The organism is Streptomyces sp. NPDC051218, from assembly GCF_044455475.1.
GTDB lineage: Bacteria > Actinomycetota > Actinomycetes > Streptomycetales > Streptomycetaceae > Streptomyces.
The window spans coordinates 230,675-249,669 of record NZ_JBITEU010000001.1 but is presented as its reverse complement, the minus strand read 5'-3'; the positions used below and the strand labels follow the sequence as shown (position 1 = coordinate 249,669).

General features: G+C 70.8%; 18 protein-coding genes and 1 pseudogene. 14 read left to right on the top strand and 5 right to left on the bottom strand.

Annotated features, from left to right (window positions below):
* Positions 1-91: 91 nt before the first annotated feature.
* Together ACIBCK_RS01205 and ACIBCK_RS01200 are read left to right on the top strand one after the other, a co-directional pair.
* Positions 92-226 (top strand): SPW_0924 family protein, encoded by a 135-nt coding sequence (locus tag ACIBCK_RS01205; RefSeq protein WP_160504431.1) that lies wholly within the window; start codon positions 92-94, stop codon positions 224-226.
* 22 nt (positions 227-248) lie between these two features.
* The gene (locus tag ACIBCK_RS01200; protein WP_399386012.1) at positions 249-1,241 is read left to right on the top strand and encodes a DUF3068 domain-containing protein; all 993 of its coding nucleotides are present in this window, start codon (positions 249-251) and stop codon (positions 1,239-1,241) included.
* Here ACIBCK_RS01200 and hrpB read toward each other — a convergent pair.
* Both hrpB and ACIBCK_RS01190 read right to left on the bottom strand, forming a co-directional pair.
* Entirely contained in the window at positions 1,231-3,852 is a 2,622-nt protein-coding gene (gene hrpB, locus ACIBCK_RS01195) for an ATP-dependent helicase HrpB (RefSeq protein WP_399386011.1), read from the bottom strand. The genes ACIBCK_RS01200 and hrpB overlap by 11 nt on opposite strands.
* Before the next feature lie 4 nt (positions 3,853-3,856).
* Complete coding sequence (locus ACIBCK_RS01190; RefSeq protein WP_367040790.1) at positions 3,857-4,687, bottom strand: class I SAM-dependent methyltransferase; 831 nt, start codon at positions 4,685-4,687, stop codon at positions 3,857-3,859.
* Positions 4,688-5,085: 398 nt separating this feature from the next.
* Here ACIBCK_RS01190 and rpsA point away from each other — a divergent pair, with 398 nt between their 5' ends.
* Complete coding sequence (gene rpsA, locus ACIBCK_RS01185; RefSeq protein ID WP_160504427.1) at positions 5,086-6,609, top strand: 30S ribosomal protein S1; 1,524 nt, start codon at positions 5,086-5,088, stop codon at positions 6,607-6,609.
* Positions 6,610-6,735: 126 nt separating this feature from the next.
* On the opposite strand, the gene ACIBCK_RS01180 is transcribed toward rpsA, so the two are convergent.
* Positions 6,736-7,716 (bottom strand): sheath polysaccharide-degrading enzyme, encoded by a 981-nt coding sequence (locus tag ACIBCK_RS01180; RefSeq protein ID WP_399386010.1) that lies wholly within the window; start codon positions 7,714-7,716, stop codon positions 6,736-6,738.
* A gap of 177 nt (positions 7,717-7,893) precedes the next feature.
* Between ACIBCK_RS01180 and ACIBCK_RS01175 the strand changes: the two genes are divergently transcribed.
* From ACIBCK_RS01175 to ACIBCK_RS01160, 4 genes are all read left to right on the top strand, one after another.
* Positions 7,894-8,832, top strand: coding sequence for a PAC2 family protein (locus tag ACIBCK_RS01175; protein WP_399386009.1), 939 nt, complete (start codon positions 7,894-7,896; stop codon positions 8,830-8,832).
* 53 nt (positions 8,833-8,885) lie between these two features.
* A complete protein-coding gene (coaE, locus tag ACIBCK_RS01170; RefSeq protein ID WP_399386008.1) occupies positions 8,886-9,488 on the top strand; it encodes a dephospho-CoA kinase in 603 nt (200 codons plus the stop codon).
* A gap of 14 nt (positions 9,489-9,502) precedes the next feature.
* On the top strand, positions 9,503-9,886 hold the full coding sequence (locus ACIBCK_RS01165; protein ID WP_399386007.1) for a DUF3592 domain-containing protein: 384 nt from the start codon (positions 9,503-9,505) through the stop codon (positions 9,884-9,886).
* Between the two features lie 84 nt (positions 9,887-9,970).
* Positions 9,971-10,345, top strand: coding sequence for a tetratricopeptide repeat protein (locus ACIBCK_RS01160; protein ID WP_399386006.1), 375 nt, complete (start codon positions 9,971-9,973; stop codon positions 10,343-10,345).
* A gap of 6 nt (positions 10,346-10,351) precedes the next feature.
* Here ACIBCK_RS01160 and ACIBCK_RS01155 read toward each other — a convergent pair whose 3' ends face one another.
* The gene (locus ACIBCK_RS01155) at positions 10,352-10,612 is read right to left on the bottom strand and encodes a DUF6343 family protein (RefSeq protein ID WP_399387176.1); all 261 of its coding nucleotides are present in this window, start codon (positions 10,610-10,612) and stop codon (positions 10,352-10,354) included.
* 235 nt (positions 10,613-10,847) lie between these two features.
* On the opposite strand from ACIBCK_RS01155, the gene ACIBCK_RS01150 reads away from it, so the two are divergent.
* From ACIBCK_RS01150 to ACIBCK_RS01140, 3 genes are all read left to right on the top strand, one after another.
* Positions 10,848-11,750 carry an acyltransferase domain-containing protein gene (locus tag ACIBCK_RS01150; protein ID WP_399387175.1) on the top strand — a complete coding sequence of 301 codons (903 nt, stop codon included), beginning with the start codon at positions 10,848-10,850 and terminating at the stop codon, positions 11,748-11,750.
* Positions 11,751-11,820: 70 nt separating this feature from the next.
* Positions 11,821-12,513, top strand: a complete 693-nt coding sequence (locus tag ACIBCK_RS01145) for a class I SAM-dependent methyltransferase (RefSeq protein WP_399387173.1) — start codon at positions 11,821-11,823, stop codon at positions 12,511-12,513.
* Between the two features lie 109 nt (positions 12,514-12,622).
* Positions 12,623-13,084: a DoxX family protein gene (locus ACIBCK_RS01140; protein WP_399386005.1), complete on the top strand. Its 462-nt coding sequence runs from the start codon at positions 12,623-12,625 to the stop codon at positions 13,082-13,084.
* 61 nt (positions 13,085-13,145) lie between these two features.
* Here the strand turns inward: ACIBCK_RS01140 and ACIBCK_RS01135 are convergent.
* Positions 13,146-13,565 (bottom strand): annotated as a pseudogene (locus ACIBCK_RS01135) (RNA-binding S4 domain-containing protein); the annotation flags it as partial.
* Positions 13,566-13,754: 189 nt separating this feature from the next.
* Here ACIBCK_RS01135 and ACIBCK_RS01130 point away from each other — a divergent pair.
* From ACIBCK_RS01130 to pip, 4 genes are read left to right on the top strand one after another with little or no spacing between them, the layout of a single operon-like run.
* Positions 13,755-15,146 (top strand): M20/M25/M40 family metallo-hydrolase, encoded by a 1,392-nt coding sequence (locus tag ACIBCK_RS01130; RefSeq protein ID WP_399386004.1) that lies wholly within the window; start codon positions 13,755-13,757, stop codon positions 15,144-15,146.
* Entirely contained in the window at positions 15,143-16,669 is a 1,527-nt protein-coding gene (locus tag ACIBCK_RS01125) for a YfcC family protein (protein WP_399386003.1), read from the top strand. The genes ACIBCK_RS01130 and ACIBCK_RS01125 overlap by 4 nt, the downstream gene beginning before the upstream one ends.
* Positions 16,666-17,901: a nitrate/nitrite transporter gene (locus tag ACIBCK_RS01120; RefSeq protein WP_399386002.1), complete on the top strand. Its 1,236-nt coding sequence runs from the start codon at positions 16,666-16,668 to the stop codon at positions 17,899-17,901. Before ACIBCK_RS01125 ends, ACIBCK_RS01120 begins: the two co-directional genes overlap by 4 nt.
* Positions 17,902-17,947: 46 nt before the next feature.
* Positions 17,948-18,901: a prolyl aminopeptidase gene (gene pip / locus ACIBCK_RS01115; RefSeq protein ID WP_399386001.1), complete on the top strand. Its 954-nt coding sequence runs from the start codon at positions 17,948-17,950 to the stop codon at positions 18,899-18,901.
* The last annotated feature ends 94 nt before the right edge of the window (positions 18,902-18,995 follow it).

The window sequence follows — 18,995 nt, the reverse complement described above, 5'->3', positions numbered from 1 at the left end:
CGCGTTGCTACGGTGCCCCAGCCCTGACGCCCTGTCAGTTCAGGGCCGGCGTCCTGGACGCCGTCAGTTTTCCCGCCTCGGGAGGCTCCGCATGCGCGCTCTCATCGCCGCCGCGACCGGTCTTGCCGTCGCCCTCGCCCTGGTCCTGACCATCACCGCGATGGGGGCCCCGCCCGGCGAGACCTCGCCGGAGCCGCTGCTCACCACCGTCCCCAAGCACCCCTGACTCCGTAGGGAGGGCCGCCGCGATGCGCCGTAAGGCCAGCCTGATCCTGCTCGCCTTCGCCGTGTTCTGCACGGCGATGTCCCCGCTCATGCGCTGGTACGCCTTCCCGCGCCTCGCCAAGATCCCGCCGAGCCAGTACCAGGAGGCGGTCCTGGAGGCGAAGAACCCGACGCTCATCGACTACGGCTCGATGCGGGCCAAGAAGGTCGACAAGGTCACCATCGTGCAGACCCTCAAGGGCAACGTGGAGGCCTCGGAGAAGATCGAGAAGAGCGCGGACCGCGACGTCGTCGTCTGGGACGCCCTCTCCTACGTCCAGGACGCCGACGGCAAGATGGTCTCCAAGGTCCCCGAGCGCTACATCTTCGACGCGCACAGCCAGGAACCGGTGCACGCCACGGGCGAGATGGTCGACGGCGACGCGGTCAAGCGCGAGGGCATCGAGTTCAAGTGGCCCTTCCTGACCGAGAAGCGGGACTACGAGTACTTCGACGCCCAGGCCCGCGTCACCAAGCCCATCCACTACAAGGGCACACAGACCTTCCGCGGCGTGGATGTCTACTACTTCGAGCAGACCATCCCCTGGACCAAGGTGCCCTTCCCCAAGACCATGCCGGTCAAGGGCATCACCCCGGAGTCCCTCGCCAAGACCGGGACCACGCGCTGGTACACCACGGTCCGCAAGTTCTGGGTCGACCCCACCACGGGGGCGCCCGTCTACGGCGAGGAGATCCAGAAGAACGAGCTGCGCGGCGGCACCCTCCTCGGCGACCGCGACAAGGTCACCGTCTTCGCGGGCCACGTGAAGATGCGCGAGGACTACATCCAGAACACGGTCGACCTGGTGAAGTCCCAGCGCGTCCTGGTCCTCCTCCTCACGTCCTATCTCCCCTGGGGCTTCCTGGGCCTCGGTCTGCTCCTGCTCGCCCTGTCCCTCTGGCTGGAGGCCCGCAGCCGCAGGCCCGGCGAACCGGAGGCGACGGCCGCGCCCGAACCGGAACCCGTCAACGCCTGAGCCGGGCGTTGGTGAACCGCGTCGCCTCGGCGGCCGCAGGATCCTCCGGCCACGGATGCTTCGGATACCGCCCGCGGAGCTCGGCCCGCACGGCCCGATAGCCGTCCCGCCAGAAAGAGGCAAGATCGGCGGTGACGGCGGCGGGGCGGCCCGCGGGGGACAGCAGATGCACGAGGACGGGCACGCCGCCGTCCGCGACGCGCGGGGTCTCGGCCAGCCCGAACATCTCCTGCAACTTCACCGCAAGGACGGGCTGTTCGGGATCGGAGTAGTCGACGCGGATCCTGGACCCGCTGGGCACGGCCACCCGCTCCGGGGCGAGCGCGTCGAGACGCGTCGCCTCGCCGCTCGCCCAGGGCAGAAGCCGGTTCAGGGCCTGCCCCGCGTCGATGCGCCGCAGGTCGGCCCGGCGCCGCGCCTTCGACAGCTCGGGCTCCAACCACTCGTCCACGCGCGCGTGCAGGGCGCTTTCGGAGACGTCGGGCCAGGGCGCTCCGAGATGCCGGTGCAGGAACGCGAGGCGCTCCCGCAGCTCCCGCGCTCCTTGGGACCAGTTCAGGAGCGAGGTCCCTTCTTCCCTGAGCCCGGCGAGCAGCCCTTCTCGTACGAGTCCGGGGGCGGGCTTCTTCAGGGGCCGCACCACCAGTTCCACGGCGCCGAGCCGCTCGACGTGCCGCGCGACGAGATCCCCTTCGGCCCAGGCCACCTCGTCCCCCTCGCTGTGGAGGGGCGCGGCCGCGCTGCGGGCGACGTCCTCGTCGATGTGGCCGCCGAGCAGCACGCGCGCGTGACCGGCGCCCACCGGCCGGTCCGCCACGGCGACGGCGATCCACTCCGCGCCGGTCAGCGCGGACCCGGACCGCACCTCGGCGCGGGTCCCGTTCGCCATGAGATACGTGCCGTCGCCGCGCCCCTGGGCCACGCGCTCGGGAAAGGCAAGAGCGGCGACGAGCCCGGCGACGCGCTCGTCGCTCCAGAGATCCTGAGGCTTCCTGCCTGCCCGCCCGGCTGCTCCGGGGTGCCGGGTGGGTGGGTGGGAAAGGTCTTGCGCCGAAGCTGCCGGTTGCGGCGTACCAGCTTCCGGCGGCGACGCCCCAGCCCCCGCGGCAGCGGTGAGCCGCCGCACCTCCGTGCGCCAACGCGCCGCGTACCCGTCACCGCCCCGCCGGGCCGCGCGCCAGGCCGCCGCGACGTCATCCCCGTACTCACGCGGCGGCTCCTCGCTCAGGAGGGCCACCACCTCGGCCGCACGGCGCGCACCCACGAGGGGTGCCGCGTCCAACAGGGCGCGCGCCAGGCGGGGATGCAGCCCGACCCGCGCCATCCGCGTGCCCCGCTCCGTGACCCGCCCCGACTCCGGGGACACCGCACCGACCGCGGTCAGCACGGCTCGGGCCGCCGCCATCGCGCCACCCGGCGGTGGATCGAGCAGGGCGAGACCGGAGGCGTCCGGGTCCCCCCAGCACGCCGTCTGCAAGGCGAAAGCGGCAAGGTCCGCCAGCTTGATCTCCGGCGCCGGAAAGCGCGGCAGACGGGCGTCCTCCGCCTCCGCCCAGCACCGGTACACGGCCCCCGGCGCCTCACGCCCGGCGCGACCGGCCCGCTGCCGCCCCGCCGCCTGCGAAGCCCGTACCGTCGCCAGCGCGCTCAGCCCGCGCGCATGATCCACGCGCGGCTCACGCGCAAGCCCCGAGTCGACGACCACCCGCACCCCGGGCACCGTCAGGGACGACTCGGCCACGGACGTCGCGAGCACCACCCGCCGGGCGCCTGGTGACGAGCCCGCAAGCACCGCGTCCTGCACGTCGGCGGAGGCCCGCCCGTGCACCTGCAAGACGTCAGCGGGCACGTCGCCCAACTGCCCCGCCACCCGCGCGATCTCGCCGACCCCGGGCAGGAAGCACAGAACGTCCCCCTCCCGCTCGGCGAGCGCACGCCGCACGACCGACGCCACATGTGTGAGCAGCGCCGGATCCACCCGCATCCCGTGCGGCGGCCGCACCGCCCGCGCGGGCGGCGCCCAGAGGACCTCCACCGGATGCGAGGTGCCCCGCGCCTCCACCACGGGGGCATCCCCGAGGACCCGCGCCCACCCTTCCGCGTCCGTCGTCGCCGACGCCGCCACCAGACGCAGCTCGGGCCGCAGCGCCACCCGCACGTCGACCAAAAACGCCGCCACGGTGTCGGCGTCCAGATGCCGCTCGTGGCACTCGTCGATGATCACCACGTCGACGCCGCTCAACTCCTGGTCCCGCTGCAACCGCTGCAACAGGACACCTGTCGTGACGACCTCCACGCGCGCGCGTGGCCCGACCACACGCTCACCGCGCACCGTGTAACCGACGCTCTCCCCGACCTTCTCGCCGAGGAGCCACGCCATCCGCCGCGCGGCGGCCCGAGCGGCGATGCGCCGCGGCTCGGCGACCACCACACGTCGTACGGGAGCGCCGTCCCCGAGAAGCCCCGCGAGGGCCAGCGGCACCAGCGTCGTCTTGCCCGTGCCGGGAGGAGCGCACAGCACGGCGCTGCCCGGCCCCTCCAGAGCGGAACGCAGCGCGGGCAGCGCACTGCGGACGGGCAGGTCCAGGGCTTCGTTACGGAGACGACTCACGCACTCAGTCTCGTACGCAGACGTAGATCGCCGTCCCCGGGATCAGGTTCCCGCGCAACGGGGACCAGCCGCCCCACTCCTGTGTGTTCCACGCCGGCCACTCCGGCTCCACCACGTCGACCAGCCGGAGACCGGCGGCCACGATGTCCCGCACCCGGTCGCCGAGCGTGCGGTGGTGCTCCACATAGACGGCGTTCCCGTTCTCGTCCTGCTCCACATAAGGGGTGCGGTCGAAGTAGGAGGCCGACACGGAGAGCCCCTCGGGACCCGGCTCGTCCGGGAACGCCCAGCGGATGGGGTGCGTCGCGGAGAAGACGAGCCGGCCCCCGGGGCGCAGGACGCGCCGCGCCTCCTTGAGGACCATCACGGGGTCGGCGACGAAAGGCAGCACCCCGTAGGCGGAGCAGACGAGGTCGAAGGCGCCGTCCTTGAAGGGCAGCACCCCGGCATCGGCCTGGACCAGCGGAACGCTCCCGCCGATCCGCAGCGCGTGCTGCAACTGCCGGTGGGAGAGATCGAGGGCGACCGGACGCGCGCCCTGCGCGGCGAGCCAGCGTGAGCACTGCGCCGCACCCGCGCCGATCTCCAGGACATCCTTGCCCTTCAGCTCCTCGGGCGGGCCGAGGAGTTCGGCCTCCACCTCGTCGAGCCCTTCAGGACCCCAGACGAAGCGGTCGTCACCGAGGAAGGTGCCGTGCTCGATCTGGTAGTCGTCCGCGTTCCGGTCCCACCAGCCGCGGTTGGCGCGGCTGCTCTCCGTGACATCGGCGTCACGGCGGGTGGCTTCCGGTTCGGGCGTCTCGGGCAGCTCGGACTCTTGGATGATCGGCTCCATCGTCGTACTCTTCCGTCTGGCTTCGTCGAGGCTCGTCGCGGTGAGGGTGGCCGCGGGGCGCCGGAAAGGCGTCGCGCCAGGGCGCTGTGCGGCCCGTGTGGCCTCACGCGACAGCATTTGTGCCGGGTATGCGGCGTTCCGCCCCGGGTGTGCGCCTTCGCGCATTGACCCTGTCCGGCTGCCCCCGTATGCTACAAGTTGCGCTGCGAGCCTGCCGTCCTCAGACCTAGCGGGATGCGCTCGCATCTGTTGCATGTCCCCTCGGTTGTCGAGGCGCCTTCCGTTTCTTCGGAAACAGGAATCGGCGCTTCCCAGGCTGTCCGGCTTCTTCAGAGCGAAATCGGTTCCGGCGCTAGCAGTACCTACGACTCACTGTCCGTACCGGAGCCCTTACCCACATGACGAGCAGCACCGAGACCACCGCCACCACTCCGCAGGTAGCGGTCAACGACATCGGTAACGAGGAAGCCTTCCTCGCCGCGATCGACGAGACGATCAAGTACTTCAACGACGGCGACATCGTCGACGGCGTCATCGTGAAGGTCGACCGGGACGAGGTCCTGCTCGACATCGGTTACAAGACCGAAGGCGTCATCCCGAGCCGCGAGCTCTCCATCAAGCACGACGTCGACCCGAACGAGGTCGTCGCGGTTGGTGACGAGATCGAGGCCCTGGTTCTCCAGAAGGAGGACAAGGAAGGCCGTCTGATCCTGTCCAAGAAGCGCGCTCAGTACGAGCGTGCCTGGGGCACGATCGAGAAGATCAAGGAAGAAGACGGCATCGTCACCGGTACCGTCATCGAGGTCGTCAAGGGTGGTCTCATCCTCGACATCGGCCTCCGTGGCTTCCTGCCGGCCTCCCTCGTCGAGATGCGCCGCGTCCGCGACCTCCAGCCTTACGTGGGCAAGGAGCTCGAGGCCAAGATCATCGAGCTGGACAAGAACCGCAACAACGTGGTCCTGTCCCGCCGTGCCTGGCTCGAGCAGACCCAGAGCGAGGTCCGTCAGACCTTCCTCACGACCCTGCAGAAGGGTCAGGTCCGCTCCGGCGTCGTTTCCTCGATCGTCAACTTCGGTGCGTTCGTGGACCTCGGCGGCGTCGACGGTCTCGTGCACGTCTCCGAGCTTTCCTGGAAGCACATCGACCACCCCTCCGAGGTTGTCGAGGTCGGCCAGGAAGTCACCGTCGAGGTTCTCGACGTGGACATGGACCGCGAGCGCGTGTCCCTGTCGCTCAAGGCGACGCAGGAAGACCCGTGGCAGCAGTTCGCCCGCACGCACCAGATCGGGCAGGTTGTTCCCGGTAAGGTCACCAAGCTCGTTCCGTTCGGTGCGTTCGTGCGCGTCGACGAGGGCATCGAGGGCCTGGTCCACATCTCCGAGCTGGCCGAGCGCCACGTGGAGATCCCGGAGCAGGTCGTCCAGGTCAACGACGAGATCTTCGTCAAGGTCATCGACATCGACCTCGAGCGTCGCCGGATCTCGCTGAGCCTCAAGCAGGCCAACGAGTCCTTCGGTGCCGACCCGTCGGCCGTCGAGTTCGACCCGACCCTGTACGGCATGGCCGCGTCCTACGACGACCAGGGCAACTACATCTACCCCGAGGGCTTCGACCCCGAGACGAACGACTGGCTCGAGGGCTTCGAGACCCAGCGCGAGGCTTGGGAGGGCCAGTACGCCGAGGCGCAGCAGCGCTTCGAGCAGCACCAGGCCCAGGTCATCAAGTCCCGCGAGGCGGACGCCCAGGCCGAGGCCGAGGGTGCTGCGGCTCCCGCGTCCTCGACCGGCGCCCCGGCTGCCGGTGGCAGCGGTGGCGGCGGCGGCGGTTCGTACTCCTCGGAGTCGGACGACAACTCCGGCGCCCTGGCGTCGGACGAGGCGCTCGCCGCCCTTCGCGAGAAGCTTGCCGGCGGTCAGAGCTGAGGCTCGCCCCTAGGCAGTAGCTGAACGCTGCGGGCCCGCATCCCTTCGGGGGTGCGGGCCCGTTGTTCTGTTCGGGTGCGGGTCCGGTGGGGGCTGGGCGCGCAGTCCCCGCGCCCCTTCAGGGCGCTACGGCGTCACCGGGATGTTCGTCAGGCCCTTGCCGCCCGTCACCGTGTTGCTGCTGTAGACCGTCGTTTTACAACTGCCGCTGTGGTTGGTCACGTTGATGGCCAGCTGCTTGTCGCCCGTCGCGCCGGTCAGGTTGGACTTGTTGCCGCGGAACACCGTGCCGCAGCCCCAGCCCGACTGCTGGCTGTGGGTCTCGTAGCCGTTGTTCGTGGTGTTCTTGCCGGTGTTGTTCTCGATGACGTAGTTGTTGCCCTTCACGTCGATCCACGAGTCGTCGTAGTTGTTGCCGGTCAGGCCCTTGCCGTCGAAGGTGTTGCCGGTGACCTTGCCCCCGGTGGTGCCTTCCTTGAGGTCGACCGCCTCGCCGCCGACGTCCGGGCCGATGGTGTTCCCGATGATCTGTACGTTGTCGCTCTGATCGGAGAGCGTGTTGGCGCTGCCCACATAGACGCCCTCTCCCATCCCGCGGCCGTCGTTCCCGGTGTCGTAGATCCGCGAATTCTTGATGACGCCGTCGGTGCTCGACTTCCGGAAGTGGACGCCCTCCATGTCGAGGCCGTGGACCGTGACCGTGTCGACGGTGACGCCCTTCGCGGAGTCGATCATGATGCCCTTCTGGCCGCCCGTGACGGTGATGCCCCGCACGGTCCAGTAGGAGGCGCCGTTCAGATGCAGGCCGTACCCGCCGCCCGCCGTGAGCACCGCCTTCGAGGAGCCGGTCAGGGTGATGCGGGCGCCGGAGCTCGCGGCCGTGCTCGTCTTGAAGTTTCCGGTGTACGTGCCGTCGGCGAGGTGGATCGTGTCGCCCGGGGAGGCGCCGGTGAGCGCGGACTTGAGCTCGGCGGCCGTGGAGACCTCGATGGTCTCGGCGGCCGTGGAGGCGGGGGAGGCGGTGGCCGAGACGGTCAGGCCTCCGGCGAGAGCTGTCGTGGTGAGCGTGGTGAGCGCCGAGATGAGCAGGGTGCGTCGGGTGCGCATGTGGGGTGACCCTCCGGTTCTCGTACATGAACGCTGGGTGTGCACATGAACGTAGAGGCGGGTCATGTTCGCGTCAAGGTCTGGACCAGGTCGGTTGGCCGCCCAGGAGGGAATGCCCCTGGCCTGACGGGTGTTCTGCTGTACGAGTCACGACGAAGAGGGCGAGGAGCGGTCACAGTGCTTGATCCGCAGGGTTTGTACGCATGGGAGCCGAAGGGCCTCGCGGTCGTCGACATGGCGCTCGCCCAGGAGTCGGCCGGACTGGTCATGCTCTACCACTTCGACGGCTACATCGACGCGGGCGAGACCGGCGATCAGATCGTCGAACGCCTCACGGAGAGCCTGCCGGGCCAGGTGGTGGCGCGCTTCGACCACGACCGGCTCGTCGACTACCGCGCGCGCCGTCCGCTTCTCACGTTCCGGCGCGACCGCTGGACCGACTACGAGGAGCCCACGCTCGACGTGCGGCTGCTCCAGGACGCCACGGGTGCGCCCTTCCTGCTGCTCTCCGGGCCCGAACCCGACATCGAGTGGGAGCGCTTCGCGGCGGCGGTCGGGCAGATCGTGGAGCGGCTCGGTGTGCGCCTCTCGGTGAATTTCCACGGCATCCCGATGGGCGTGCCGCACACCCGCCCCGTGGGCCTCACACCGCACGGCAACCGCACCGACCTGGTGCCGGGACACCGGAGCCCCTTCGACGAGGCGCAGGTGCCGGGCAGCGCGGCGTCGCTCGTCGAGTACCGCCTCCTGGAGGCGGGCCACGACGTGCTCGGTGTCGCCGCGCACGTCCCGCACTACATCGCGCGCTCCGCGTACCCGGACGCCGCCCTCACGGTCCTGGAGGCGATCACCGCCGCGACCGGCCTCGTGCTGCCGAGCGTCGCGCACGGCCTGCGCACCGAGGCGCACCGCACCCAGACCGAGATCGACCGGCAGATCCAGGAGGGCGACGAGGAACTGGTCTCCCTCGTGCAGGGACTTGAGCACCAGTACGACGCGGCGGCCGGCGGCGACGCGCGCGGCAACATGCTGGCGGAGCCCATGGACATCCCGTCGGCCGACGAGATCGGCAAGGAATTCGAGCGTTTCCTCGCCGAGCGCGAGGGCGACGCGTAGACGATGCCCGGCCGAGGGGGCGGAGAGTAAGGCCAACCCCTAAGCTGCCGGTCATGCTGAAGGTGGGCCTGACCGGCGGTATCGGCGCCGGCAAGAGTGAAGTATCGCGTCTGCTCGTCGCGTCCGGAGCCGTGCTGATCGACGCCGACAAGATCGCGCGGGAAGTCGTGGAGCCCGGAACTCCGGGTCTGGAGAAGGTCGTTGAGGCCTTCGGCCGGGAGATCCTCGCTCCGGACGGCACCCTCGACCGGCCGAGGCTCGGCTCGATCGTCTTCGCCGACCCCGAGAAGCTGGCCGTCCTGAACTCGATCGTCCACCCCCTCGTCGGCGCCCGCTCCGCCGAGCTGGAGGGCGCGGCGTCCGAGGACGCCGTGGTCGTCCATGACGTGCCGCTGCTCGCGGAGAACGGCCTGGCACCTCTGTACGACCTCGTGGTCGTCGTCGACGCGAGCCCCGAGACCCAGCTGGACCGTCTCGTGCGGCTGCGCGGCATGAGCGAGGAGGACGCCCGCGCGCGGATGGCGGCCCAGGCGACGCGCGACAAGCGCCTGGAGATCGCCGACATCGTGATCGACAACGACGGCCCGCTGGAAGGCCTCGAACAGCGCGTCGCCGCCGTGTGGGCGGACCTCGCGCGGCGGGCGCGGGCGGCTTAGAAGGAGGCGGGGGAGTGGTCGTACTGGCGGTGTTCACCGCCCTGGGCGGCCTGGTCGCGCTCCTGGCAGGCGCCTACGGCCTGCGGCGGACCCGGCGCATCACGGCGGCGGGCGAGGTCGCGCAGGCCCTGGTCAAAGCCGTGCCGCCGGGGGCCGAGCGGCCGGTGCTGCAGTTCGAGACGGGGGACGGCCGTGTCGTCGAGGTGGTGTCGCCGGTGCCGCCGAGCCGCAGGCACCCGCTCGCCGCGGGTGACCGGGTGCGCATCGCGTACGACAGTGACGACCCCCGGGAGACCGTCGTCATCGGCCACGAGCGCAGGGGCATCGACCGGGGATTCGTGGTGGCGGGGGCGGCGGTTCTGGCGCTGGGTCTTGTGCTCACGGTCCTTGCGCTGTGAGGCTCCGGGCGCCCGATGGGGAGCGGCGGAATAGGCGTCGGCGTAGCGGGCGTTGACACAGTGCAGCGAGGGAAGGAGTCACGCGTGCCCGAAATTACCCCGGAGACCCATGTCATCGACTTCCGTGCGGCGGAGCAGCTCCTTGCCGCCCGGGACCCCAGAGGCGCCGTGAAGCTGCTCGACACGGTCATCGCGGCCCACCCCGAGAACACGGCGGCGCGGCTGCTGCGGGCCCGTGCGTTCTTCGCCGCCGCTCAACTGCGCGCCGCCGAGCTGGAGTTCAGCATCGTCCTGGAGCGTGAGCCGGACAACGCCTTCGCCCACTTCGCACTCGCCCGTACCTACGAACGTGCGGCGCGGCCCGACCAGGCCCGGCGCCACTTCCGCCTCGCCGCGGCGCTCGATCCGCAGCCGGAGTATCTGGCGGCGGCACGCTTCGACGACGCCGCCGAGGGCTGAGGCGGGCTAACGGGCCCTCGGGGGGTCGTACGGCGGGATGTCGCGGCCCGGCTGGAAGTGCGGGCCCTGATGGATGTGGCGCAGGATCATCGCCATGTCGGCGGTGACGATCAGCCACAGCACGCCGCAGGCCACGGCCCACTCGGGGCGTCCCGCGAGTGCGAAGGCGACGGTGCCGAACGTGGCCCAGACCAGGCCCCACACGCTGAACCACAAGCGCATGCGCAGGGGACTGCGCGCGGTCACCGGTTCACTGCCTGTGCGCATCATGAGAGGTCATCTCCTCCCTCTCCGCCTTCTCCGCCGTGCTGCCGGGCGTGCCCTCCTTCCAGGATCCACCCGTGGGCGGTGGACCGGAAGGGCGGGAGGCTTCAAGATCGTAAGAGTGTCGATCGGGGACGGGACTGTGCTGGATGTACTGAGGGACCGGGCGAGGACGGACGAGCGCCTCGCCGCGTGGCTGAAGGATCTTGAGGACGCGCCGGAGCCGCGGGCGGAGGCGGTGCTGCCCCCGGCCGACGAGCTGCCGGATGTACTGCTCGACCTGGCCGTGCCCCACGAGGACATCAATGACCTGGTGGCCCTGCGCCGCCGGCTGACGGGCGACCCGGGGGCGCGATGGCTGCTCGACCGCAGCGTCGACGGGACGGTGCGGGACATGGGGAAGGCCGGGGCGGGCCCGCAATACCCGCCACTGCCCGCCGAGTTGGGCGGGCTCGGGGCCTTCTTCTACGTCTACGTGTTCGTGGCGGCGCTGCCCTACGTACGCGCCTATCACCGGAGCCGCGGCATCCCGGACGACATCTCACGGCGTACGCTCGCGGACCTCGGCCGGCACATGGCGGTGCACCGCCGGGCGCGCGGTGGTCCCGGGCTGCTGCATCCGGAATGGAACTCCCTGCATTTCCGGGGCGAGCTCTACCAACTGGGCCGGTTGCAGTTCCAGCGCGCCGTCCTGGGGGAGCGGATGGGCGGGGAGGTGGCCGCGGCGGGGCATTCCGCGGGCCGGGGCGAGCCCTGTCTGAACCTCCACATCACCGACTTCCGGGGGCCGCTGTCCCCGGAAGCCTGCGACCGGTCGATGGCTCACGCGCGGGAGTTCTTCGCGCGGCACTTCCCGGAGGAACGATATGAGACAGCCGTGTGCCACTCCTGGCTGCTCGACCCACAGCTGAAGCGGTATCTGCCGTCCGACTCGAACATCGTCCGCTTCCAGGAGCGTTTCCACCCGGCGGCCGGATACGAGCAGGAGCCGGACGACTCCACCCCCGTCGCCTTCGTCTTCGGTGACCAGGGCCTTCCCGTGGCCGAACTGCCAAGGCGCACAAGGGTGGAGCGGGCCGTGGGCGACCACTTGCGGGCGGGCGGTCACTGGTACGGGGGGCATGGCTGGTTTCCGCTGTAGACCGTGGGGCCGCGGGGAGAGGTGGGAACGGGCCCTCGGAGCGCTTCGTTGAGGTGGCATGAATGTCGAGATGCGTGAGGGATACGAGGGGACGGGCCCCGGAGCGATCACGCCGGACGGCTGCGCGGTGGAGCTGTACGCGCGCCTGTCCGCCGGGGACGAGCCCGATGTCATCGCCGGTGCGGTGCCGGCCGGGGCGCACATTCTGGAGCTGGGCAGCGGCGCGGGGCGGGTGACGCGCCCCCTCCTGGAGCGCGGCTTCAGGGTCACGGCGGTGGACGAGTCCGCCGAGATGCTTCAGAAGGTGGCCGCGCTCGACGGGAGGGTGCGCACGATCCGGAGTCCGATCGAGGAGCTGGACCTGGGGGAGCGGTTCGAGGTGGTGACGCTCGCGTCGTTCCTCGTGCACACCGGCGACCTGGCGGTCCGGCGCGGGATGCTGCGGGCCTGCCGGAGCCATGTGACGGACGACGGCTGTGTGCTGATCCAGCGGGAGGGCGCTGACTACCACACGAACCTGCCGAGGGAGCGGGCCGACCCGGGCGGTTACACGGTGCGGATCGTGTCGGCGAAGCCGGTGGGCGACGGGGTGAACGAGGTGCACGCGCAGTACGTCTTCCCGGACGCCGTGTGGACCCAGACCTTCCGCGCCCGGCCGCTCACGACGGAACAGTTCGAGAGGGCGCTTGAGGAAGCGGGGCTCAGGGTCGACAAGTACCTGACGGATGACGGGATATGGGTGCGGGCCGTGCCGGTCCGCTGAGGCGGAGGCCCTGTGCGGGGATGGCTCGCCGACCGGCGATGAGTTCCGCGGGGCGGCCCGGTCTATCACGGTGACAGCACAACAGCCCCTGCTCACCGAGGAGATCACCATGACCACGGCCGCCTCCGCCATCCCCGCCACTACCACGGGCACCCCCGCCACCACCGGCCGCCGCTCCACCCGTATCGCGCTGCGCACGGTCCAGGTGGTGCTCGCCCTGTTCTTCGTCATCGCCAGCGGGGTGCCGAAACTGGTCGCGCACCCCTCGGCGGTCGAGGTCTTCGAGAGACTCGGATGGGGCGATCCGGGGATGTACACGATCGGTGCGCTGGAGGTGCTCGGCGGGATCGCGCTGCTGGTTCCGGTGCTCGGCTCCGTCGGCGCGACGGCCCTCATCGGGCTGATGACCGGCGCGTTCATCGCGAGCGTGACCGCGCTCGGCGGGGAGAACGCCGCCACCCCGCTCATCCTGATCCTGCCGCTCGCGTGGATCGCCTGGGCCCGGCGCGGGCGGACGACGGAGCTCGTGCGTCTCCTCGTGCGACGCGGGGGCGTGAGAAGCGGGGATTGAGAAGCGGGGAGTGAGAAGCGGCTTACGGGGCCGGGGCGGGTGTCCGGCCGGGACCGGCTCAGCCCTCGAAGCCGCGCAGCCGTTCCATCTCCCGGCGGTCGCGCTTGGTGGGGCGCCCCGTACCCCGGTCCCGCACGCCGGCGGGCGCCACGGCCTCGCGGGGCGGCGGGGGAGGGCTGTTGTCGACGTAACACTCGACGGCCACCGGCGGGCCGACGCGCTTGCGGATGAGGCGTTTGACGACGACGACGCGTTCATGGCCGTCGGCATGCCGAAGACGCACTTCGTCGCCGACGTGCACCCCGTAAGCAGGCTTCACCCGCTCGCCGTTGACCCGCACATGGCCGCCCTTGCAGGCCGCGGCCCCCATGGGGCGGGTCTTCACCAGACGTACGGCCCAGATCCAGGCGTCGACGCGCACGGAAGCCCCGCCCGCGACACCGCCCGCGCTCGCCCCACCGCCTGAAGTCTCCGTAGCCATACCCCGACTTTAGTGCCTGCCCGGCGGCTCGGGCCGGGGGCCGGGACGCACAAGCACGGCGCGACAGCGGTGCGGCAGCAGTGCGGCATCCCCTCCCGCACGGCGAGCCGTGCGGAAACCGTTCCCCTCGGAGTCCGATAATTCGGGCTATTCGTCGCAAAGCAGGACGCAGACCGAGGGGTGCCGCCCATGAAGCTCGAAGCCACCGTCGATGACCTGATGGATTCGTTGCGCGCCGACCTCGAACGGCTCGCGGCGATCCCGTCGATCGCCTTCCCGGGCTTCCCGACAGCACCGGTGCACGAGGCGCACGATCTGCTCGTCGAGCTGCTGCGGGAAGCGGGCGTGCCGAGCGTCGAGCGGCTCGACCTGCCGGACACCGCGCCCGTGATCTACGGGCAGATCCCGCCACCGACTCCCGACGCCCCGACGGTGCTGCTCTACGGCCACTACGACGTCCAGCCGCCCGGCGACGAGAGCCTGTGGAAGTCACCCCCCTTCGAGCCGACCCCGATCGAGGGGGGCCTGCGCGCCCGTGGCATCGCCGACGACAAGTCCAATGTGATCGCGCACCTGGGGATGCTGCGGGCCTACGGTGGCCGCCCGCCCGTCGGGATCAAGATCGTCATCGAGGGGCAGGAGGAGTACGGCAGCGCCTTCGACGACTATCCCCCCACCGACCCGGAGCGGTTCGCCTGCGATGCCATGGTGGTCGCCGACCTCGGCAACCTGAGGCCGGGCACCCCCACCCTCACCACCGCCCTGCGCGGCGCGTCCGAAGTGGTCGTGGAGGTCCGCACCCTCGACGAGCCGCGCCACAGCGGGGAGTTCGGGGGCGCGGCGCCCGACGCGCTGCTCGTACTTCTCAAAGCCCTTGCCACCCTCCACGACGTACACGGGGACGTGGCAGTGGAGGGCCTTCGGCGCGAGGACTGGAGTGGCACGAGCTACACCGAGGACGAGTTCCGCGAGCTGGCCGGAGTGGTGGACGGGGCGCCGCTCATCGGCAGCGGCAGCCTCGGCGAGCGGCTGTGGAGCGGCCCCGCGATCACCGTCATCGGCCTGGACGCGCCCACCGTCGAGCACGCGGCGTCGGCGGTCGTGCCGTACGCGCGCGCCAAGTTGAACCTCCGCTTCCACCCCCGTCAGGACCCGGAGGAAGCGCAGGGGAAGCTGGTCGACCACCTGCGCTCGCTCAGGCCCTTCGGCGTCCCCCTCACCGTCACGCCCGGCGACACGGGCCCCGGTTACGAGGCCGCCACCGGCGGACCCGCCTACCGTGCGGCCCGCGCCGCGCTGAAGGAGGCCTGGGGTGAGGACGCCTCGTTCGTGGCGACCGGCGGTTCGATCCCGCTGGTCAACGGTCTCGCGAAGGCGGCGCCCGGCGCCGAGGTCCTGCTCTTCGGCGCCCAGGACAGCATGTGCAATCTGCACGCCCCGAACGAACGCGTCCTCTTCTCCGAGCTGCGCAACACGGTCGTCGCCATGACGGCCTTCGTGCGCGAGTACGCCGCCGACTTCGGCGGATCGGACCCAGGCTCTGGTTCCGGTCCTGACGGCGCCGCGCGGAGCCGCGCATGAGCACCACCGCGACCGACCCCGGCACCGAAGAGCCGCGGCACAAACGGAAGTTCACCTTCCCCAGCGCCCTGACCATCCTCGCGATCGTCACCGTGGCCGTCTGGCTGCTCGCCTTCCTCATCCCGTCCGGCGCCTACGACCGCAACGACAAGGGCGCCCCCGTCCAGGGCAGCTACCACCGCGTCGACTCCGGCCAGACGTTCGTCGACCGGCTGAACGATCTCTTCCTTGCCCCGGTCAACGGCCTGTACGGCATCCAGGACGAGAAGTCGGGTGTCGTCGGGCCCGACCTGGCAGGTGAGCTGTACGGCAGCGCGGGCGTGTTCCTGTTCGTGCTCGCCATCGGCGCGTTCATCACCGTCGTCTTCGCCACCGGCGCCCTCGACCGTGGCATCGGCCGCCTCGCCCACCGGCTGCGCGAGCGCGGCGCGATGCTGATCGCGGGCGTGATGCTCGTCTTCTCCGTCCTCGGCACGGTCGAGGGCTTCGCGGAGGAGACGCTCGGCTTCTACGGCCTGATCGTGCCGCTGATGCTCGCCCTCGGCTACGACCGGATGGTCGCCGTCGGCGCGATCATCCTGGGCGCCGGGGTCGGCGTGCTCTGCTCGACCGTCAACCCGTTCGCGACCGGAGTCGCCTCCTCCGCGGCGGACATCTCACTGGGCGACGGCATCGTGCTGCGGTTCGCGATGTGGATCGTCCTGACCGCGGTCACCATCGCCTACGTCATCCGCTACGCGAAGCGCGTACGGAAGGACCCCGAACGCTCACTCTCCGGCTTCCTGCCCGGCGACCGCGAGCAGACCGCCGCCGACGCGGGCGAGGTGCCGGAGCTGACGCGGCTGTACAAGGCCGTGCTCGTCCTGGTCGCGCTCGTCTTCGCCTTCATGATCTTCTCGGTGGTGCCCTGGTCGAGCGCGCTCACCGGCGACGCGGACGCGAAGCCGTACGGCTTCGAACTGGGCTGGTCCTTCCCGCAGTTGGCGGCGCTCTTCCTCTGCGCGGCGGTGCTCGTCGGGTGCGTGGCACGCATGGGCGAGCAGAAGCTCAGCTCCACGATCACCCAGGGCGCGGCCGACTTCATCTCACCCGCCCTCGTCATCGTCCTCGCACGCGGGGTCACGGTGATCATGAACAACTCGAAGGTCACGGACACCGTCCTGCACTCCATCGAGGGCGTGGTGAAGGGCACGTCCTCCGGCCTCTTCGCGATCATCGTCTTCGTCGTGAACCTGCCGCTGGCCTTCCTGATCCCGTCCACCTCCGGCCACGCGACCCTCGCCATGCCGATCCTCGCCCCGCTCGCCGACTTCGCCGGGGTCTCACGCTCCGTCGTCGTCACGGCCTGGCAGGCGGCGAGCGGCTGGATGAACCTCTGGGTGCCGACGACCGCCGTGACCATCGGCGGCGTCGCGCTCGCGAAGGTCGGCTACGACAAATACCTGCGGTTCGTCTGGCCGCTGTTGGCCATCCTCTTCGTACTGATCTGCGCCTTCGTGGCGCTAGGAGCGGCGCTCACATGACAACAAACTCATCGGCAACCCCCTCGGCGAACCCGCCGGCGAACACCTCCGCCGCCCCGGCTCGTCCCTCGGCCGCCGCCTACCGCAACCTCGCCGTGGCCACGGTCGGGTTCACGCTCACCTTCTGGGCATGGGACCTGATCGCACCGCTCGGCAGCGACTTCGGGGAGCGGCTCGGGCTCTCCTCGTTCGCGCAGTCCCTGCTGGTGGCGGTGCCGGTCATCGTCGGCTCGCTCGGCCGTGTCCCGGTCGGTGCGCTCACCGACCGCTACGGCGCCAAGCGGATGTTCCCGCTGATCTCGGCGCTCACGATCATCCCGGTGCTGCTGATCATCCCGGCCAGGGACAACTACGTCGCGATGCTCGCGGTCGGCTTCCTCCTCGGCCTCGGCGGCACCACGTTCGCGATCGGCATCCCGCTGGTCAACTCCTGGTTCCCGCCCGCCCACCGGGGCTTCGCGCTCGGTGTCTTCGGCATGGGCATGGGCGGCGTGGCCCTCTCCGGGTACTTCACGCCCCGCATCGCCAAGCACGGCGACAACCTGCCGTTCCTCGTCGTGGCGATCGCGCTCGCGGCGTACGCGGTCCTCGCGGCCCTCCTGATCACCGACCGCCCCGACCGGCCGGTGCCCACGAGCCCCCTCGCGACCCGGCTCGGCGAGGCGGGCAAGCTGCGGGTGACGTGGGAGCTGTCCGCGCTGTACGCGATCGGCTTCGGCGGCATCGTCGCCTTCGGGGTCTATCTGCCCACGTATCTGAAGACCTGGTACGACCTCTCGCCCACGGACGCGGGCACCAAGGCCGCCGGGTTCGCGCTGGTCACCGTCATCTTCCGGCCCGTCGGCGGCTGGCTCTCCGACCGGATCCACCCGGCGACGGTCACCTCCTTCGCGCTGGCCGTCGTCGCCCTCTTCGCCATCGTGCAGGCCTTCGAACCGGGCCTGAACCCCGGCGGCACGATCTGCTTCCTGGCCATGGCGGCGGGCCTCGGCACGGCGAGCGGCAGCGTCTTCGCGCTCGTCTCGCAGGTGACACCACAGGCGCAGGTCGGGTCCGTCACGGGCATCGTGGGCGCGGTGGGCGGCCTCGGCGGCTTCGTCCCGCCGCTGGTCATGGGCGCGATCTACAGCGCCAAGGACTCGTACTCGATCGGCTTCATGCTGCTCTCGGACCTGGCGCTCGCGGGCTGCGTGTACGCGTACGGGCGGATGCGGGGGCTGCGGGCCGGGTAACCGCTGAGGCACGTGGTGCGCGCCGTACGCGAGTTATCGTCGGCCGATGGGCCTTTATCCGGAGATCGAGCCGTACGACCACGGCATGCTCGAAGTCGGCGACGGCAACCGCGTGTACTGGGAGGTCTGCGGAAATCCGCAGGGGAAGCCGGCGGTCGTGCTGCACGGTGGGCCGGGGTCGGGGTGCACGCCGTTCTTCCGGCGGTACTTCGACCCCGACGCGTACCGCGTGGTGCTCCTCGACCAGCGAGGGTGCGGCCGTTCGACGCCGCCCGCCAGTGATCCCCGTACCGACATGAGCGTCAACACGACCGGGCATCTGCTCGCCGACCTCGAGCTGCTGCGGCGGCATCTGGGGATCGAGCGGTGGCTGGTGTGGGGCGGCTCCTGGGGGTCGGTGCTGGGCCTTCGGTACGCGCAGACGTACCCCGACCGGGTGACCGAGCTCGTCCTCACCGGGCTCGCCACGGGAAGCCGGGCCGAGGTCGAACTCATGACCAGGGGCCTCGGGCAGTTCTTCCCCGAGGCGTGGGAGGCGTTCCGGGACGGGGTCCCGGCGGGGGAGCGGGACGGGGATCTCGCCGCCGCCTACAACCGGCTCCTGGAGTCCCCCGACGCGCAGGTCCGGGCCGCCGCCGCGCGGGCATGGACCGACTGGGAGACGGCCTTCGCCTCGCAGCCGCCGCGGTCCGTTCCCCGGTACGAGGACGAGACCTTCCGGGCGGGGTTCGCCCGGACCGTCACGCACTACTTCGCCCACGACCACTGGCTCGGCGGTGACGAGGTCGTCCTGCGGGACGCGGGGGCGCTGGCCGGAATCCCGGGAACGCTGGTGCAGGGGAGTCTCGACTTCGGAAACCTGGTGGGCATCCCCTGGCGGCTTCAAATGGCTTGGCCCAACGCCGAGTTGATCCTTGTCGGTGCTGCGGGGCATGACGCGGGGGCACGGGGGATCGCGGATGAGTTGGTGGCGGCGACGGATCGGTATCGGGCGGGGTAGGACGCCCGCATGAGGTGAGCGCGTCCGGCGTTCGAGGACGAGGGGGGCGGGCTCGGGGATCAACCAGGGATCAACCAGGGGCCAACCCCTTCCT

Excerpts from the sequence above, each read along its gene's own strand:
- ACIBCK_RS01130 (WP_399386004.1), top strand. The coding sequence starts at position 13,755 with ATGAAGCTCGAAGCCACCGTCGATGACCTGATGGATTCGTTGCGCGCC.
- coaE (WP_399386008.1), top strand. The coding sequence starts at position 8,886 with ATGCTGAAGGTGGGCCTGACCGGCGGTATCGGCGCCGGCAAGAGTGAA.
- ACIBCK_RS01180 (WP_399386010.1), bottom strand. The coding sequence starts at position 7,716 with ATGCGCACCCGACGCACCCTGCTCATCTCGGCGCTCACCACGCTCACC.
- ACIBCK_RS01205 (WP_160504431.1), top strand. The coding sequence starts at position 92 with ATGCGCGCTCTCATCGCCGCCGCGACCGGTCTTGCCGTCGCCCTCGCC.
- ACIBCK_RS01145 (WP_399387173.1), top strand. The coding sequence starts at position 11,821 with ATGCGTGAGGGATACGAGGGGACGGGCCCCGGAGCGATCACGCCGGAC.
- ACIBCK_RS01190 (WP_367040790.1), bottom strand. The coding sequence starts at position 4,687 with ATGGAGCCGATCATCCAAGAGTCCGAGCTGCCCGAGACGCCCGAACCG.
- ACIBCK_RS01120 (WP_399386002.1), top strand. The coding sequence starts at position 16,666 with ATGACAACAAACTCATCGGCAACCCCCTCGGCGAACCCGCCGGCGAAC.
- rpsA (WP_160504427.1), top strand. The coding sequence starts at position 5,086 with ATGACGAGCAGCACCGAGACCACCGCCACCACTCCGCAGGTAGCGGTC.
- ACIBCK_RS01140 (WP_399386005.1), top strand. The coding sequence starts at position 12,623 with ATGACCACGGCCGCCTCCGCCATCCCCGCCACTACCACGGGCACCCCC.
- pip (WP_399386001.1), top strand. The coding sequence starts at position 17,948 with ATGGGCCTTTATCCGGAGATCGAGCCGTACGACCACGGCATGCTCGAA.
- ACIBCK_RS01200 (WP_399386012.1), top strand. The coding sequence starts at position 249 with ATGCGCCGTAAGGCCAGCCTGATCCTGCTCGCCTTCGCCGTGTTCTGC.
- ACIBCK_RS01125 (WP_399386003.1), top strand. The coding sequence starts at position 15,143 with ATGAGCACCACCGCGACCGACCCCGGCACCGAAGAGCCGCGGCACAAA.
- ACIBCK_RS01155 (WP_399387176.1), bottom strand. The coding sequence starts at position 10,612 with ATGCGCACAGGCAGTGAACCGGTGACCGCGCGCAGTCCCCTGCGCATG.